The sequence below is a fragment of the Mesorhizobium sp. P3_A8 genome (assembly GCF_056402995.1).
In genome coordinates, this window is sequence record NZ_JBFUGI010000037.1 from 1 (window position 1) to 1,229 (window position 1,229).

Consider the following 1,229-nt stretch of genomic DNA (forward strand, 5'->3'; position numbering starts at 1 on the left):
GGCGGTGGGGGCGGTGGGTTCAACCGGTCGTCGCAACACCTTTAATCTGAGAGGATGGGAGGTGTCGCATGGTGACGTCGCGGATCTGGTTTACGTCAGAACAGAAGGCCGAGCTCTGGGATCGATGGAAGCAAGGCCAGAGCATTTCGTCGATCTCGCGCGCACTTGAGCGCCGGAACAAGGGCGGCGTTCAGCGGATCGTATCCTTACACGGCGGCATTGCTCCGTCAGCAAGGCGTAGAGCGGCCTCGGCGCTCGAGCTGGGGGAGCGCGAAGAGATCTCTCGCGGGATTGCGGCAGGTCTTGCCATCCGCGTTATTGCACGGAGTCTGGGGCGATCCCCATCAACGATATGTCGGGAGATCTCTCGCAACGGCGGTGCACAAACGTATCGTGCAACTCGGGCCGACAAGCAGGCTTGGCAGCGAGCGCTTCGACCGAAGCAGTGTCGCCTGGCATGCTCTGGGCGGCTACGGTGGCGGGTGGCGCAAAAGCTGGCGCTGCAATGGTCGCCGGAGCAGATAGCGGGCTGGCTGAGGCGAGCGTACCCAGGCGATCCAAGCATGCGGATATCTCATGAAGCGATCTATCGCAGCCTGTTCATCCAGTCGCGAGGGGTGCTCAAGAAGGAGCTGACAGCGCATCTGCGCACCAAACGACAGATGCGCCTCGCCAAAGGCGCGCTTACCCGGACGGGGCAAGGACAAATCCTCGATATGGTCTCCATCCGCGAGCGCCCCGCCGAGGCTGAGGATCGTGCCATTCCAGGTCATTGGGAGGGTGATCTGCTCACCGGTGCTAACGACACGAACATCGCCACCCTCGTCGAGCGACACAGCCGGTTCACGATGCTTGTAAAGTTGGCCAGGAGGGACTCGGCGACCGTCGTGGCGGCCCTCGCCGAGAAGATCGGCACGTTGCCCGAAGAGTTGCGGCGCTCGTTGACATGGGACCAGGGCAAGGAGATGGCTCGTCACAAGAGCTTCACCGTGGCAACCGACCTACAGGTCTACTTCTGCGACCCGCGCAGTCCCTGGCAACGCGGCAGCAACGAAAACACCAACGGCCTGCTCAGGCAGTACTTCCCGAGAGCAACAAACTTCTCCCATGTCTCGCAGGCCCAACTCGACGACGTCGCCCTACGGCTCAATCAACGGCCCCGAAAAACCTTGGACTTCGAAACGCCGGCCGATAGGCTGCAGAAAGTGTTGCAATGACCGGTTGAAACC

At 61.7% G+C, this 1,229-nt stretch carries 1 protein-coding gene; it reads left to right on the plus strand.

All coding sequences use genetic code 11. The features are described 5' to 3' along the window. Positions 1–68 precede the first annotated feature (68 nt). Positions 69–1,217, plus strand: coding sequence for an IS30 family transposase (locus tag AC1DX4_RS35030; protein ID WP_441940046.1), 1,149 nt, complete (start codon positions 69–71; stop codon positions 1,215–1,217). Positions 1,218–1,229 lie beyond the last annotated feature (12 nt).